The sequence below is a fragment of the Gammaproteobacteria bacterium CG11_big_fil_rev_8_21_14_0_20_46_22 genome, assembly GCA_002796245.1.
Lineage (GTDB): Bacteria > Pseudomonadota > Gammaproteobacteria > UBA12402 > UBA12402 > 1-14-0-20-46-22.
Genome location: PCWT01000010.1, coordinates 14410 through 31639, shown reverse-complemented (window position 1 = coordinate 31639; position 17230 = coordinate 14410). Strand labels below are relative to the sequence as shown.

The 17230-nt window shown below is 45.6% G+C and carries 8 protein-coding genes; 4 read left to right on the top strand and 4 right to left on the bottom strand.

Features of this window, described 5'->3' with window-relative positions; genetic code table 11:
• Positions 1-6: 6 nt before the first annotated feature.
• From aceE to COV52_00990, 3 genes are all read right to left on the bottom strand, one after another.
• The gene (aceE, locus tag COV52_01000; protein ID PIR11995.1) at positions 7-2661 is read right to left on the bottom strand and encodes a pyruvate dehydrogenase (acetyl-transferring), homodimeric type; all 2655 of its coding nucleotides are present in this window, start codon (positions 2659-2661) and stop codon (positions 7-9) included.
• Between the two features lie 97 nt (positions 2662-2758).
• Positions 2759-3457, bottom strand: coding sequence for a hypothetical protein (locus COV52_00995; GenBank protein ID PIR11994.1), 699 nt, complete (start codon positions 3455-3457; stop codon positions 2759-2761).
• 195 nt (positions 3458-3652) lie between these two features.
• Complete coding sequence (locus tag COV52_00990; protein ID PIR11993.1) at positions 3653-8395, bottom strand: hypothetical protein; 4743 nt, start codon at positions 8393-8395, stop codon at positions 3653-3655.
• A 96-nt stretch (positions 8396-8491) separates the two neighbouring features.
• On the opposite strand from COV52_00990, the gene COV52_00985 reads away from it, so the two are divergent.
• Entirely contained in the window at positions 8492-9100 is a 609-nt protein-coding gene (locus tag COV52_00985) for a carbonate dehydratase (GenBank protein PIR11992.1), read from the top strand.
• 78 nt (positions 9101-9178) lie between these two features.
• On the opposite strand, the gene COV52_00980 is transcribed toward COV52_00985, so the two are convergent.
• Complete coding sequence (locus tag COV52_00980) at positions 9179-10528, bottom strand: hypothetical protein (GenBank protein PIR11991.1); 1350 nt, start codon at positions 10526-10528, stop codon at positions 9179-9181.
• A 286-nt stretch (positions 10529-10814) separates the two neighbouring features.
• Between COV52_00980 and COV52_00975 the strand changes: the two genes are divergently transcribed.
• Genes COV52_00975 through COV52_00965 form a run of 3 tightly spaced genes read left to right on the top strand, consistent with a single transcriptional unit; the run spans position 10815 to position 17031 of the window.
• Positions 10815-12578: a hypothetical protein gene (locus tag COV52_00975; GenBank protein PIR11990.1), complete on the top strand. Its 1764-nt coding sequence runs from the start codon at positions 10815-10817 to the stop codon at positions 12576-12578.
• Positions 12575-16702 (top strand): hypothetical protein, encoded by a 4128-nt coding sequence (locus tag COV52_00970; protein ID PIR11989.1) that lies wholly within the window; start codon positions 12575-12577, stop codon positions 16700-16702. Before COV52_00975 ends, COV52_00970 begins: the two co-directional genes overlap by 4 nt.
• A 2-nt stretch (positions 16703-16704) precedes the next feature.
• Positions 16705-17031 carry a hypothetical protein gene (locus COV52_00965; GenBank protein ID PIR11988.1) on the top strand — a complete coding sequence of 109 codons (327 nt, stop codon included), beginning with the start codon at positions 16705-16707 and terminating at the stop codon, positions 17029-17031.
• Positions 17032-17230: the final 199 nt, after the last annotated feature.

Here is a 17230-nt window from a genome sequence, read left to right as displayed (position 1 = left end):
ATCCCCTTACGCATACAGTGGATTTAATTTATCGGGATCGATGCTATAGAGCTTGCGCGCTTTGAGCGCATCTTTCACATCGAGCTTGCCTTCATCGACTAAAGCTTTAATCGCATGATAGGCAATGTAATTGGCATTCACTTCAAAATGCTGACGCAATTTTTGGCGTGTGTCGCTGCGACCAAAACCATCCGTGCCCAATACCACATAATACGCTGGCACAAACTCGCGAATTTGATCCGCATAGGCTTTGATATAATCTGTCGCAGCAATCACAGGACCCTCGTGCCCTTTTAAACATTGCTCAGCATAACTCAAGCGAGGTTTTTTATCGGGGTTTAAATGATTCCAGCGCGCCACATCACGCCCGTCACGCGCAAGCTCATTAAAACTCGTCGCACTCCACACGTTGGCTTTCACAGAAAAATCTTTTTCAATCATCGCGGCCGCTTTAATCGCTTCATTTAAAATCGCCCCGCTGCTTAAGAGCTGCACTTTAAGCTTCGAGCGCGTTTTATTTTCATTCAGCAGATACAAGCCTTTGAGAATACCTTCTTCACTGCTTTCTGGCATGGCGGGGTGATGGTAGTTTTCATTCATCGCAGTGATGTAATAAAACACCGATTCTTGTTCTTCGCACATACGGCGCAAACCTTCACGAACGATCACCGCCATTTCATAGCTGTAAGTGGGATCGTAACTGATGCAGTTTGGAATGGTGGCCGCAAAAATAATATTATGGCCATCTTGGTGCTGAAGACCTTCACCCGCAAGTGTTGTGCGACCGGCAGTACCACCAATCAAAAACCCACGTGCACGCATATCACCGGCTGCCCAAGCCAAATCGCCTGTGCGCTGAAAACCAAACATGGAATAATAAATGTAAAACGGAATCATCGGCACATCATTGGTGCTATAAGAAGTACCCGCAGCAATCCAAGAACACATCGCACCGGCTTCATTTAAACCTTCTTCGAAGATCTGACCGGTTTGCGATTCTTTGTAATACATCACTTGTTCTTTGTCTTCCGGCTCATACAACTGCCCCACAACCGAGTAAATACCGTATTGTCGGAACAAACCTTCCATACCAAACGTACGACTTTCGTCAGGCACTATTGTCACCACTCGCGGGCCCAGTTCTTTATCACGGAAAATGGTGTTTAAGACACGCACAAACGCCATCGTCGATGAGATCTCACGATCGCCTGAGTCTTCTAGCTGCTTTGCAAACGCTGATAACGGCGGCACATTCAATGGCTTTGAGGCTTGCCGACGATGAAACAAGGGCCCTCCCAGTGCGTGGCGACGCTCTTGTACGTAACGAATTTCATCACTGTCTTTAGGCGGCAAGTAAAACGGAATATCATCCAAGCTGTTAAATTTAACCGGGATTTCGTGCTTGTCGCGAAACGCCTGCAATTCTTCTAGCGTCATCACTTTAGTGTTGTGTGCGACATTGCGACCTTCGCCGGCTGACACACCCAAACCAAAGCCTTTAACCGTGTGGGTTAAAATCACGGTGGGTCGGCCATTATTCAATTTTTGCATACGATCATACGCCGCATAAACTTTAAACACATCGTGACCACCGCGGCGCAATGACGCGAGCTCTGCATCACTCATGTCTTCCACCAAGGCCAGCAACTCAGGGTATTTACCGAAAAAATGCTCGCGAATATACGCCCCGTCTTTCACGCTATAGGTTTGATATTCACCGTCGACCACTTCGGCCAAACGTTTCATTAATAAGCCGCTCTTATCTTTGGCGAGCAATTGATCCCAATCACTGCTCCAAAGCACCTTAATCACATTCCAACCCGCACCGGTGAACACCGACTCCAGTTCACGCACAATGCTCGCGTTACCGCGTACCGGACCATCGAGACGCTGCAAATTACAGTTAATCACAAAGCATAAATTATCGAGCTTTTCTTTAGCGGCAATATGAATCGCACCCAGCGATTCTGGCTCATCCATCTCGCCATCACCACAGTAACACCACACGCGTCGACCCGTGTCTTCTATCATCTCGCGGTGCTGCAAATACTTTAGAAAGCGCGCTTGGTAAATCGCCTGAATCGGGCCTAAGCCCATAGACACCGTGGCAAACTGCCAAAATTCCGGCATCAACCAAGGGTGCGGATATGATGATAAACCATCAACACCCACTTCTTGACGAAAATGTGAGAGTTGTTCTTCGCTCAAGGTGCCTTCGATAAATGCACGAGAGTACATACCGGGTGAAGCATGCCCTTGATAAAAAATAAGGTCATCGGCTTTCATGAAATGGTTTTCAGCCACACTGTAGAGCACAGACGAAGAGGCAAAAGTGGCTAAGTGGCCGCCGAGCTCTTTGGCAATGTGCGTGGCTTTTAAGACCATGCACACCGCATTCCAGCGCATGATCTGACCGATGCGTTTTTCAATCTCACGATTACCGGGGTAGCTTGGCTGCTCGTCTTCTGAAATGGTATTCACATAAGGCAACTGCTGATCGAGCAACATAGGCAGATTAGCGCCGCGCTCACGAGCCGCTTGCATGAGGCTGTTGATGATATATTCAGCGCGCTCTTTGCCGTTGACTTGGATCAACGCGTCCAGCGCGTCAATCCATTCTTGCGTTTCTTGAGGGTTAATATCGTTATGTTCTTTTGCCATGGCCTCATCTCACAACTGTGCAATGAGCTTAAGGATAGCAGCCAAATTCCGAGCTCTCCAGGGGTTTTTAATGATTTAAGTGCCAGGTTTTGTTTTATCATAGGCGCGGATTTGCAGGCGGCGGGGCGTCAACACCCGAAAGAGCGTTTAGAATGGCTGCTCTCCGACTAAGCTCTTGACGAACCACGCCTACCTGACAAAGCAAAACACCGCAATAAGCGCTGAGCGGACAGAGCTGCTGCTCCGACATCAAAATACAAAGAAAGCCCACCAGTCGATCTTGAATCGAATCCAGTGCGTCTTGAGATTCCTTAAACACGCTTTCAAACAAAAAAAGCCCAACAGGCTCCCTCTCCAGATTCTCAAAAAAATTAACGATCGAACTCAAAAGCTGATTAAGTTTAAACTTAATAGTGGGCAATTCTGCAGCCATGCATGCCATCAGACGAACCCGCGAGCCATTCAAAGTAGCTTCTTCAGGCCCAGACTGAGAAAAAGCCATTGGAGCCGCCCTAAAGGCGTTATCCTCCTGAGCAATCCGCCTCGCTTTGGGCACTCTAGGCATGGCAACTTCTTCTACCTCCCTAAAAGCAATAGAAGCTAAGCGAAGCCCCAAGGCAGAGGGATCCATAGGTATAGGCGTAGGCGATACACCAGCTAGCACGGGCTGCCTGCCCCCGGATTCGTCTATCCCTGGTGCGCGCGACCGTCGCTGAATAATGTCTACAATAGGATCTTTGATTGAACCCCTACCAGAATCCGAGTTAGAGTTGGCATTGCCCGGCACAAAAATCACCTCTCATTTTCATTTTACCCATTAGATCAAATCATTCTTAAACTAATATTAAGCGCTTCTAGAAATTCAAATTTCAAAGAGAAACGTGGCACAATTCGCCGAGAAAGCGGCGCTTAGAAGAAAGCGCGTTAAAGTTAGTCGCGCCGTAGGCTCCGGGACCTACGTTGAATAATACGTTCAAGTCTTGGATCAAGATCAGGCATTATGACCCCGCCCAGCCTGATCGACATCGGCATTGCCCGGCTGAGTATCGATAAGGGGAGCCGGTGCTTCGGGCAAAAAATAACCGTGGCGCCTGAAAAAAGGAGAAAAACCCAAGCCGTCCAGCAACGGCCTTAATACTTCAACCCCTCGCGCTGCAACAGTAAGCTCACCGAACTTAACATTCAGTGTATCGCGCTGATCCGGGGTAAGCTCTGTAATAGAATCAAGCCAAGCCTTCAGCATAAGCAATAACTCAGGAGAAAAACCAAACCCTTCTTCCAAGTGGTAGCGCAATGTTAAGAAAAATAAAATAAGCTTTCCGCTTACGTCAAGCTCAACACTCTGGTCTATGCTAGACAATGTTTTTCCAGAAAGATCGCTAAGTACTGCTTCGTTAATAGCCTCAAACGTTATCGGTAAATCTGGTCTAGGGTCGAATTTAGCAAACATGAGGAAGTTGCTCAACGGCATAACCACTTCATTAACAGTAAAGATTTTTGACGGACAAACGGAGGAACCAAAACTTATCATAAGATCAATTTTCAACTTTTGATTGCGCCACAAGCCAGGCACAAATTTGCTAGCTTCAAAACCCGCTTTTTTTAAGGCCAAAGAAATCTCAAAAGAGTATTCACTGAAATGCAACTCAATATCTATATCGCAGGAAAAATCTATCGTGTGTGCAAGCCAACGCCGAAGCAGCCCACCTTTTACACAAGCTTTGCTAGCACCCAATCTGGAAATCCATTCCAGACAAGCAATACGGCCGTGAGTGTCGCCATTAAAATAACGGTACAAGTAAGCCCTAAATAAAAAACCCAAACGTTTATTAATCGACGGGAGTTGCCAGGACAGCGCTCGGCAACGGCTCAGAGCAAGCAAAAGCAGGGGGTCTTCTAACTTATCGACATTAACATCAGAGACCACCGATCCATCAAAATACACAAGCGAACCCTCAGGGCTTACAAAATAGTTGGCGCGATCAAGCACACGTTTTAAACACCCAGCTTCGCATAAAGCGGACAGAAGCTCTCGATTTGCCTTTAGTGCCTTGCCGGTTGCAAAAAGTTGTGAAGAGAATCCTTCCGAAAGACAGCCAGAAAATACTTTATACATGCCTTTAAAAGCTTCAAAGCGATCAGAAAGACAAAGATCCTTTAGATACGAACCAACAAGCTGAGCTTCTTTAAATCCTTCAGGCAAAAGCTCAAGCGAAACTGCAGCATAACCAGCCTCTTTCACAAGCAAATCAAAATACCTTTTAGGGAAATTTAATTGTGGATTCCACTTCGCTGAACACACCCTAAAAAGCGCATGCCAATCTTCAAGACTTAGCTTATCAAAAAATTCAGATGAAAAATCGACGGGATTGTATTCAGGCATAGAAAACAAACCGCCGTTTGATGTTTCATAAGCAAACCGTCCGGAGCGAGCATACCCAAAGCCCTCAAAAGCAAAGCCATACTCGCTAATAATATGTAGCGCAGAAACATGATCACCCCTCTCTTGAAATTCGGTAATGACATTGCCTGCCAAAACCTCTTTGGGTTTAGTATCAAGCATTTTCAGCTTAGTCATGAGCGAAGCAAGGGTTTCACCCTGAAAAAGCCACTGCATCAAAACATCGCGTAAAACCGCGACTTCTTCAGTTGAAATATCTGAGACAAACCGAATCGAAACTTGTTTAAAAAACTCATCAGAGCACAACGACCCGAAAGCGCCTAGCCTAAACAAAAGCGAAAATTCACCGCGTTTTAATCGTTCAAGCAAAATGTCATCCAGCACACCCTCAAACTTGAACGCCTCTGGAAGCAATGACAACTCAATACCAGAAAAGTCGGGGTCTTGAAAACACGCCTGAAAAAAAGACCGCACAGCTTTAGCTAAGACCTTATTGACACACTCAGACTTCATGCTCAATAGATCAAACCAATGCCGAGCCTTTAAGTGACTCAAGCGCTCTGAAGAAATTGCCTGATCCATCAACTCAAGCACACGAAGCGGTTGTGATCCATACCTTACCGCAGTAGCGTAAATACTTAAAAATTCGATCAAAATACCTGGTCTTGAAAAATCAAGCGCTGAAATAGCTCGCTCGTTAAATCGGTACACCGCACCAGATGGAAGAATCAAAAGATTGTTGGCAAGTCGCTTGCCGAGCCTTTCAGTGACCGGGGTACTTTCATCAAACAAATAATTAAATGCTAGCTGATATCGAGGATCGCTTAGCGACATAAAGTATCTGCCCGCACAGTAGCTTAACAGCTCACGTCGACCTGCCGCTAACAAGCGATCAAGCAAATCATGGTGCGTGTGACACGGCGCCTCCAGGCAAGAAACCAAGGGCTCATAAAGCTCTTCTGGCAACTTACCCGGCAAAGCCTCAAGCCTTAAAGCCCACTGATTTAATAGAGGATCCGATAAAGACTGAGCCAAACATTCTGAGCTTAATCCCAAGCTCTGAACATTATTCACACACTGAAAGCTTCGCCCAAAGCGCTTAAATAATACGCCACTTTTTGAGTGATAATAAAATTCGCCACAGCTCTCATAGCCAAGATCACCAAGCTCACATTGATATTCGGTTGCACACTGCAATGCTTCTTCATGTCGCCCCATCTCTTGATAGAGAGCAATCCAGCGCCTGATCAACCCTTCTCGCACACTATCCTGAAAGATGACAAGCATGCGCTTGATATCCTCGGGGTTGCGAGAGCGAACAAGATAACCGTGCAGATGATCTTTGACTTTCCTAAAAGCATCATCACCAACTTTTTCCGCAAGTCTTAACAAGTGCTCATAAGCTTTAATCGTCAAGAGATCAAAACCACATTTTGAACAAAGTGCCTCGATGCAATGTTTCCTCAACATTAAATGATGTGGCTTTAATTCTAGTAACGTCAGCAAACTAAGCAAGTCGCTTACCGATTGGATTTCAATGCTTACAGAAACAGATTCATCAAGCTGACCCGCCTTCCAAACACGACCATCTAAACCCAGATAAAGGCCCGCTCCAAACGCTAATAAAACATTAGCCTTAGTGAGCGATGCCACTTGTTGTTTTTCGAGTTTTTCCGGATTTAAACAGTATTGAAACAAAGCATGATGAGCGCTTTGATCAAGTGCCAAAATCATGGGCTTATATCGCTTAACCAATTCGCTTGAAATAAACAGCGTATCACGAATATCACGCTCGAGTCTCAGTAACAACGCCTGACTCACCAAGATTGAAGCCGGAAACGACCCAAGCAATGCTTGAAATACATCACCCTCAAGCCCACTGAGCGCTTCAGCAGACAAAGCAAAACGTTCAAGATCAAGCTTTGAATCGGCTTCATCCAAAGTGCCTGCTTGACGGCATAAAATAGCCGCGATTTCTGCCGGATTTTCAACAAGATTTCCACCGCGATACACATAAGCAAACGAGTGATCAACGTAATCACCGGCATGGTGATCAAGCTCCATCGCGCCACGGCATCGTGCCTCAAGGTTTTTCGCTCGCAGGGTTAACTGCTCTAAGCGCCTATAGATAAAAATACTCTCTCGATCGATACTGGTTTCGTTTCGATTGAAAGGTGGTTGTAAATCAAAGTTAAAAAATGGGCAAGCCCGCATGCTAGCCAAGAGCGCCCTCACTGCTTCAATTTTTTCTTTATCGCTACGTTGCTGAAAGCTCGCCATCATTTCTTCCAAGCGATTCATCAAAGCCCACATAAATACATATTGGCAAAACCATGAGAGTGAGCTCGAGAAAACACCGTTTTCAATCAGCTTCTGAAGTGATTCGATCTGAGACTCATCAAAATCCTCATAACTTTCAAGATGGGCATTACGAACACTCATTAAGCGCCCCGATTTCAGGACATAACACTTGCCCACTTCCCGCGTGAACTTAAGATCAAAACAACTTAAAAAATTGGGCTGCTTTTTTTCAAGAGAAGAGAACACTCGATCCATATCTAGTGCATTTTCGTGCTGATTTAATAAAAACTCAATCGCATAGCGAAGCCACGGGTGATCCTTGACCACTGGCCAGTGAAGCAAAAGCTGCAAAGCGTCGCACTTTTTTCTCTCACCCACACTTTCAGTGACACTAGCAATACACCTCACCGCATTGATTATTTCTTCGTCCAGTGTTTCGATCTTCAATACACTCTTTAAAAGCTCATCAATTTGCTCTAATTTCTTGGCATGAAAACGCCGCTGCTGAGTCAAGTTGTAGAAAAAAGGCGATGCAAGAACAAGAACGCCACCCACAGGCAGTATTTCCATAGCGTTCATCAGCATGCCCATACCCGCGACAATAGAATTCCGAGCAAAATTGGGATTAAACGCGGCACGAAGCGTTAAAAATTTAAGAAAGGTCTCAGAAATAACGGGGGCACCACTGCTCAATGAACGCAGAAATTCATACGAAACTAATACAGCCGATGAGCGATCCAGCAAAAGCATAGACTGAGCTATAGGGATAAGGTCTGACACCAACTCGCTGAACAAATGTGGCTGACCCAAAACTCGATCAAGCATTGCCCCATCAATTTCACGCTTGCTATGCCGAGAAAAAAACAAAAAAGCTTGTTCTAAAAGTGCGTCCATGTACTCCAAACGTAGAGATTCAAACTCTTTCGAAGTAAAGATATCAGTAAAATGCGCCACACACTTAAGCTCACCCTTAGAGGAACTAAAAATGCGAGCACAGCGCTTCAAAAATTGTTTTAATCCAAACATGGCCATTTATTATTTTGTTTAGTGGTGGTGAATAATAGGCCAATTAGATTAAGGTAATATTAACCCTTGCCCAGACCAGAAGATGACTCTATGATCAAGCCTATGAAAAAATCATTCAAAAAAATCCAAGCCGGTTACGCCCGCTTTCGCCAGAAATACGTCGAAGGCGATAACGACACGATGCTGCGCCTGGCCCACCGCGGCCAAAATCCGGACATCATGGTCGTGGCCTGCAGCGATTCTCGCGTGGATCCCGCACTCATTTTACAAGCCGATCCGGGTGATCTATTCATCGTGCGTAACGTGGCCAATATCATACCGCCGTATGAAAAAGACGATCGCCACCACGGCACCAGCGCTGCGCTCGAGTTTGGCATTTGCTATTTAAACGTGAAGCATTTGGTCATCTTAGGTCACGCCCAATGTGGCGGCATGAATGCACGACTCCATGAAGAGAGTCTGCACCAAGACGATTTCATCTCCAACTGGGTCTCGGTCATCGATAACGATGAAACTGAAAGAAACACCGATCGCTTCGCCCAAAAAGCCCTATTTAATTCTTATCAAAACTGTCTAAGCTTCCCCTGGATCAAGTCTCGCATTGACGAAGGCAAGCTTAAAGTTCACCTGTGGTTCTTTGACATCGAAACCGGCACGGTGCTGGCTTACGATGAAAAACAGCACGCCTTCACCTCACTAGATAGCCTGTAGAAACCGTCTTGTGTAGCCTGAGTAAAGGCAGATCAAGATGAATACTTCACAAAAATTCCTAGGAATTAATAGGGTCTGTTACGAACTTAGCGGATCAACAAGCTCTTCAAAACGCTGGCTGCGCGAGGCCTTAAAAAGCAAAACTGCGTTGTTATGGCAATAGGCAGGCAAAGTCTCAAGCAAACCTGCCTTGCTATCAAAATGCTGAGCACCTTCACCAAACGCTTGCGCTGTAAACTGGGTTAATCGGCCACAACACAAAAGCGTTTTGAGTCCCATCGCTTTCAAACGCTTGCCGAGCTCTGCATGCACCGCTTGTTCATCGTCACCAATCTCACCCATATCACCCAAAACCAACACGGGCTCACCGGCTTGTGAGAGCAAAACTTCAGCGCTTTTCAATACCGCTTCAAAATTAGCGTTATAACAATCATCAATAATCGTCGCGCCATTCGGCCCTGTTAAAAACATCATGCGATGTTTTTCAAGTACCGCGCCCTCTAGGCCGGCCTTAATCGAGGATAAACTAGCGCCCAGTGCTCGCGCGCAACTGGCCGAAGCTAAGGCATTCAACACATAGTGCTCGCCAGGAAAAGGCAAATTGACCGACACGCACTCCTCTGACTGTATACACAACTCAAACTGCGTGCCACGAGGGCCAATGTGAAGCGCTTTCGCATAGACATCTAAATCCGGCGACAAACCAAATACCGTCTGCCCAAACGCTGCGGTTCTTTGTTTAATGTCAGACGCATAACGATTCTCATGATTAATAATCACGATACCGTCTTTTCGAAGGCCGTTAAAAATCTCAGACTTGGCTTTCAACACGCCTTCAATACCGCCCACACCTGCTGTGTGCACCGGCAACACATTATTAATGCAGGCCACACTCGGCTTGGCCAAGCGAGACAGGTAATCGATCTCGCCAAAACGGTTCATCCCCATTTCGAGCACAGCATACTCTTGCGAAGGTGAAAGCTGGCACAACGCCAACGGCAAACCAATATCGCTGTTAAAATTACCCGGCGTGGCAAATACGCACTCAGCACCAAACGCTGCACTCAGAATGCTCGCCGTCATATTCTTCACCGAGGTTTTACCGGCTGAACCTGTGATCGCACAGACTTTCACACCACAGTGCGCGAGCCAAGCTTGTGCAAGTTTTCCCAGCGCTTTAATCACATCGCTCACAATGATCTGAGGCAAATCCACGTTTACAGCATGCGCAACCAACAAGGCTGCGGCCCCCTGGTCTTTAGCCGCCTGACAAAAATCATGCCCATCAGCTCGTTCGCCTTTGATCGCCACAAATAACTTGCCGACCAAGTTGGCACGAGAATCGTGCTCCACACCCGTAAAACGAAATGCCCGATCAGGCTTGATGGATAAAATTTGTGCAATGTCTAGTTCGGTGTAGGTGATCATGACTTATAGCTCCACTCATCATCGCCGACTATGAATTAAAGTTTGCACCAAATCAATGTATTTAAAGGCGCCTCTAGAAATTCAAATCGCCAAGAGAAACGCAGCAAAATTTGACGAAAAAGCGCAGTTTATAGCTAATAAACGAGCATCCCGCATCAAGTACGAGACAAGCTTTGAGGAAAATTTTGCACAGTTTATCGCAGCAAGTTGAATTTCGAAAGATGCCTTTAAGGTTTCCTTAAGGTTTCGTTCATAGACTACGATCAAGTTATCAAGGAGAGAGACTATGGCGTTGCCTGACAACACACAAACACCACCGCCGGAAGAAAACAAACCACTGTATCACACCCACCACGTAACTGAACGTGATATTCTAAAAGCCGACCCAACCCGCGGCCTTGAAACTCTCGGCGAACCAGGCACACTAGACGATGAGCTTTATTTCGTCTCCCCTGAAGAACTTACCCCGCTGTCAACTCAACACTCAGCGCAAATGAGACGAGACGAACCTAGAAGCTTTGCTTCCGGTGAACACTCCATGATAGGTGACACGGCCTATATGGCTTATTTAAAGTCACACGAAAACGACGCCGAGTTCATAACGCTTCGAGAAATGATGAAGGCTGCCAACACTGTTGGCATCGACCACCGCAGAAACTGCGCGCTTTTCAGTCCAAACGCACACCCCTATTCGCCCGGCGAAGTGTCTGCGCTTTTTGGAGACCATTATGGTATACCTGGTGAACCGATTTCCATGGGCGCCACAGAAAGAGACCGAATAGCACGATTTAAAGCAAGCTTCAGCACACTTGAAACAGGCAGCCCAGAAACACGCGATAAGATTCTTAAAGGGATCCGAAGCGAAGCAGGTGTTATTGCGCGAAATAAAAGCGATAGCCCAAGCAAAATAAAAGCAAAGCTCAAACTTATGTCAGGACCTAACAATGCCCGCTGGGCCTACGTTACCCTGCCAGAAGGCTCTGCGAATTTTCTTGAAAGCCAATACGTTGAACTGGCCAAAAACAACCTGGATCACTTCGGCGAAGAGGCAAGGCATGCCTATCTAGCAGGCCATGCTCTTGCAATTCAAACAGCCATAGCAGCTAGCAAAGCCCAGAATACAGATGAGATTGCACGGCTATTTTCATTGGCCGAGCAGTACGAAATGGCCGCACAACACTTCCTACAAGACCTAGGCTCTTCAGGCCATATGCGCACCCCAAGGAGAAAGCTTGCCGAGCTTCCAAACGCTGGCCCCAAAACCGCCGGCCTTCTGTCCTGGTGCCAGCATGAGCTTGACGGTAAAAATGGCTTAGTGGCCTTTAACGATGCAGACCCAGAGACACCTTATTTCATTATGGGTGATCGCTGTAATTACGAACCTTCCACAGAAAAAAATAGAGTTTATCTAGATAAAGCTTGCCAAATTGGTCTTGAACAGGTGTATCAAGCTTATACTAACCCACGGCAAACCCTCGACATCAATGAACCTCTACGATACACACCTCACGAACCAACGAAGACAAACTGGAGAAATTTTAAGGCTAGATACAAGCATTACAAACATCCTGATGAAGCAAAAAAACAAGCGGAACTAAAACAAGCAATAAATGACCATGAATGCCACAAAACTGATAGTGGCTATGATCATCAAAAAGGTGAAGAGCAAATACAGTCACTAAAACGAATGATAGTCGAACATGAGCATTACCGAAAGGTGCGTGGTTTTTACAAAGAACACCAGCGCTTCCCATTATTTCGTTGGAACGAACAAACTGAACAACTTGAAAGGCGAACCAAACTCAGAAAACACCCAAAAACTGAAAACTATGAGGCCATCGACCATCCTTTATCACTATTAATAAGGCTACTGTTTATACTACCAACATCTAAAAAACCCGGCGCAGAACAATTAGAGACTTTATGCACTGCATTAAGCAACCTTGAAAAAAGCTTACCGATCACACCAGATAATGAGGAGGCAATGGAGGCTGACATCCGTGCTGGAGTCGAACACCACGACTTCAGCTCACCCAGCAGAAACACATGATGACACCCACCTTAAAACCAGTTGATATAAAAAAAATCATTTCGGAAAAACTCCATGGAAAACGATTTCTAGAGCTTCCTGAAGACGAAAAAAAACTCGTCGTCTTACAAACAATCATAGAAGCACTAAAAGAATACGAAGAGAGCATAATTGAATTTTTTTTAAATGGTATCCTGGTTGATGACTACTTTAGCAAACTGCAAAATCAACTGATCAGCAGAGACGGCCTTTTAACAGCAAGCAATACCTCATATCGACTGGCTGTAAAGTTAAGCCCCAGCCAACGAAAAGCATATATCGCTACGATAGAAGGTGCCGGGTTAGAAGCATTTTTACTTATGATACTATCAAGTTACCTACACGCATATTTAAGTGAAGAATATAACACTGATCACGCCGATTTTTTGCTCAGCGAGATTAAAATTCTAGTCTCAGCTTACCTTATACATAAAAAAAACGTATCGATCCATAAAAGCAACCCGACGGACTCGGCAGAAAAAGAAAGCGAGTTACTCTCCCTATCGAACAACATTATTCAGTTTTTTATTCAACAAACTTCGAGATCAGACCTTGTTGTTCCCTGCGGATACAGTGACCACCGAATGTATCTAGTGATAGGAAAACGCCGAGGAGTAATATTTTTAAGGCTTGATAATATTAGTGACAATGCATCGATTATCTCTAACGCACCACAGAAAGTTCAGCTTGAAGTAGTCTCCACTCTTAATGAAGACCAGCTTAAAACACCTGAGATACAAAATGAACTAGCCCTATATTTAAAACGCTTACTGACAGCTTCTGAACAGCCCTACCAAGCTAATACCATGGAAGTATTGCTTAATCGAGGCAGCACAGCATTAGCATTAGCACTACCCAAACCAAAACACTACTTACAAACACTTTTTACGTCAGAAAAAAGCGAACAACCCTTCTGCACACTTGATAATTATTTTGCCGGCGTAAGTCAAAGGCTACCAACAGCGTCATCTCTAGTAAGACACCCTAGAGAAAGCGCCCGGATGTTTGTTTCTCAAGCACCTGGCAGAAAAACCGTAGACTTAATGTTTGCCACTGAAATCATGATGGAAAGACAGCGAGAAACCAAAGACCCTCTGGCAGCCGTTATAGAAGCCATCGAATATAATCTTGAAGCAGTAACACTCCAGCCAGAAGAGCCTTATCTTGACCGCCATGGCTACTTTCATAAATATTCCCACCAAACCTTACCAAGCAGACTAGTTTTCTCGGGGATGCTGGGACTAAAAAAAGCGAATCTAGCAAGCCGACTAGCGCTATGCCACAAAACATATTTTGCACAATACATATCGATTGACGCCAGAAACGGCCTATTGCAAGCCTTGCAAAAAATGCTTCAAGAAAACAGTAGCGAGACTTGCCGAAATTTATCAAATAATCCAGAAGCCGTTAAAGCACTATGGCGACAATGGCTCACAGATGCATCAGCCAGCTTCTTACTGCACATCAACAATCTAAACGACCCCGGCGACATAAGCCTGCTGCAATCCCTATTACCGGAGCCTGATGCAAAATCTCCCACGCTAATTATCTCCAGTAGCCTAGGTGATTTATGGCCAGATGGCTTTACCGTAGAGCCTGTTGATTTGTTCACTGTAAATGAAGCGCGCGAATATATCAGAAACCAAATTAGAAGAAACCCCTTGGATGAAAATGATATTGATAGCCTAGCCGAATACTGCCACCATCATCCCGAAACACTTTCAATGGCCATTCAGTGCATAAACAACTATGCCATTAATATTCGTTCTTACATACAAAGTCAAAGACGAGCCCGGGAATTTAGTCAAGTCATCCTTAATACCTTGCGAGCCAACGCACGCTGGCAAGGCACCGATACTCAAGAAGCGCTCACATATGTAATGAGACTATCGTTACTCGACGCAACCCATGTTTCAGAAGCCTTTCTACTCAAACTATTGAACAATGATGAAACCTTAAAGAAACAAGTTCTGCAGTCGCTAGCCCAATACACCACTTACCTTCATCGCACAGGTGATCATTACAGTGTATCTCCTGCACTAGCGAATACTCTGGCTGAAGAAGCGCTCAAAGACAACGCATCAATTCATCAAGCCATCATCTGTTTGTTAAAGGCATCGGAAACCATACATCCCAAACAAGATTTCGCTCTATGGTCTGAGTTCTGGGTCCATGGATTTAATCTAGTTAAAAAACTCAATGGTATCAGTATTGCTCATTTGGATAATCAAACCATCGAAAGCTTAGCTAGACTCATCGAGATACTCGTCAAAAAAAATGCCTCACTACGATTTTATCTACCGCCACTCGAAAGCCTTTTAAACAAACTCAACGCCCTCAACAACACGCAAAGAGCTCAGCTTTCATTGAGAAAAGCGGAATTTTTAATCGCACAACAATGCTCTGACCATCTAGCCGCCCATGAATATGCTCAGCAAGCCAGATCACTGAGCCTGCAACTTTTCCGCCACAATGAAATCAGCCTCGCCAATCGCACCGAAGTCTGGATGTATTACATTACCGCCAAAGCTAACCTGGTTCGACAACGACTACTAACCAAAGACAATTCAGAACTACTGAAAGAGATTGCCAAACAAATTGAGGAAATAAACGTCATCGGCCGGGCGCCACTCACAGAAAAGATGATTGCTAAACTTCGTTACATCGAAGGTCTTTGCTTCCTAGAGCAAGAAAAGACCTTCGACAATTTACATCACGCTGAACGCTTATTTGAATTAAGCCTAAGTCAACTTAGCGAAGGAACAAAGCCGAATTTTTTCAACATTGCCTCCTGCAAAGCAAGTATTGCTCTCACCCAGCTTAAAAGAGCCAAACGACTGAACTCAAAGAGTGAAAAAGCAATAGAACTTGAGCTTGCAGAAAAAAGCTTGCGCAAGGCTATTCATGAAATCCATGAATATCTGGGTAGAGAACCGAAAAGTTTTGACCACCCAACTATCGCAACCCTCTATGACAGGCTCGGCTTGGTGTTATTAGCACAGGCGAAACTCAAAACCGGCGATAGCATGGCACAAGTTCCCTTACTAAAAGAAGCCCAGGAAGTCTGCAGCTTAGCCTTGCGCATGCGGCAACTTTGCCTATCAAATGCACACACAGACACAGCACGATCGCATTACCATTTAGCCAAAATTTTTTCGGCCCAAGCCTACCTTAACACTCCACCAGAAAAAAGAGCGCTTCAAGCAGCTTGGCGACATTATTGCAAAGCTCACCTCATCTACAAAGAACAAAGCTTATACGCTTGCCATAATAATCTTCAAGCTCTCCTCGGTTTTTGTCAGACATTGTCTGACTGCATAAAATACAACTATGAAGAGCCAGAGCTTTTATCATTAATTGCTTATGTTAAAGAATTAACAGAAGTCAACCTAAATAGTCCCCATGGAGATGCTGAGCGTAAGAAGAAATTACACGAGAAGTTCAGACGCCTATTCAATCAAATTGACCATGACTTTCATAACAACGACGGCCCACCCCCACCGCCTTCCGCACCCGGCATTCTCCACACAACATCACCAAGAAGTGACGACTCCAGTCCACCACCAGAATCCAAACAAGGACCAAGAACAAACACACCAAGAAACCCCAGACCTCCAATCACCCGGGGTCCTTCTGTGCCTTATACAGCAGCCCAAACCTTACAAACAAGAATGGGCCTACAACCGAGTGATGAAGCTAGAACAGCTTTTCATGAAAACCGCGGACGGGCTAACATGAGCCAAATCGTTTTAGGTTTCGATCCAAGTGCGCCATTTTTTAGACCCGAAAGACTCCCCCCCACTCAGAACCTTGACGCAACCAGTGCTGCACTTGCAAGATTAGCACGAGAGTCTGCACTGAGCGCCCGCACAACAACAGCGCATAAAGTGCAGCACCCAAGCCAAGCAGCCACCAGCAGCGCCGCTACTCACTTGAGTCTTCCACCCCCAGCGGCGTCGAGCGCTGTTCAAACTTCCACAGCCAAAAGCACGCAGGCTTCGATACCACCACAACCCACTTCCACTTCATATTCTGTCGGTTATTTCGGTGCAGTTAAACCGCCACAAGCGCATCAAGCTCAACGTAATTTTGAGCCAAGTAGTTAGGCATGGCGGAAAGCTCGCTTGAATTCACTCAACAATCCGCCCAGATGAAAAGTAAAAACAAAGCTGCTAGAATAGCCAAAAATCACAAAAAGGATAAACCCATGTTAGGCAATCCCGTCGCCCCACCCCCTCATCAAGCCAGCGTCTGCCAGGTAACCTGCGCCAGAGTGTTAATCGCGCTGTTTATTATCGCATTCATCCTTTTTTTAGCCTTAAATTGCACAGATCATCTCCCCTTTGGCAACTTGTGCCGGGCCACACTGGAGGGTCTTTTGAAACCACCGGCAGAAGATGTGCTCACTCATGAGACCGCTGAGTTTGGCATATAAACCGTACTCATTGCGCCTGGGGGCAGGAGCACGCCAGAAAAGTCATCGGTATTTTTTTTGCTCTGCTGGCCATTGCCACGCTTGTGACACTATTCTCGCTAGGGTGTGACGGCCCGCTTAACTTTCTCGGAAACTGCACACGTCTAAACGACACATTCCCCGTCTTCTTACCTAACAATATCAGCAACTTTTTTAAACA